This window comes from Streptomyces malaysiense (assembly GCF_000980885.2).
In the GTDB taxonomy this organism is placed as follows: Bacteria; Actinomycetota; Actinomycetes; order Streptomycetales; family Streptomycetaceae; genus Streptomyces; species Streptomyces malaysiense.
This window is the reverse complement of record NZ_LBDA02000183.1, coordinates 1-359: the sequence shown is the minus strand read 5'-3', so window position 1 is coordinate 359 and position 359 is coordinate 1. Positions and strand designations below refer to the sequence as shown.

The 359-nt window shown below is 65.7% G+C and carries 1 protein-coding gene; it reads right to left on the bottom strand.

The window, feature by feature from the left end; translation table 11 throughout:
* Positions 1–12: 12 nt before the first annotated feature.
* A complete protein-coding gene (locus VT52_RS34820; RefSeq protein ID WP_046425300.1) occupies positions 13–309 on the bottom strand; it encodes a hypothetical protein in 297 nt (98 codons plus the stop codon).
* Positions 310–359: the final 50 nt, after the last annotated feature.

Sequence of the window (359 nt, the reverse complement as noted above, 5' to 3'; positions counted from 1 at the left end):
CTAGGCCGTGTTTTAGGAAGCGCGGGCGGCCAGCCACTTGGTGAGGTCGCCCGCGATGCGATCGGTGCTGGTCTCGACGGTCACGTCGTGTTCGCGGCGTGTGGTGTCGCGGCGGACGACCTCGTATCCGCCCTCGTTCAGGACGGCGACGGAGGCGAACCAGGCAGGGTCGTCCTGGTCAGGCTGGATGACGACGAATGTGTTGTCCGAGCCGTTCAGGTCGCCGATCATCATGAACAGGGCGTCCTCGGACGGGTCGTCGACGTGGTCGCCGTTCTCGCTGTCGGCGCAGTAGTACCTGGCGGCCACCGAAGCCCCTCCCCGAAGATGTGCTGCCCAATGCCGTGATCAGCATGGCA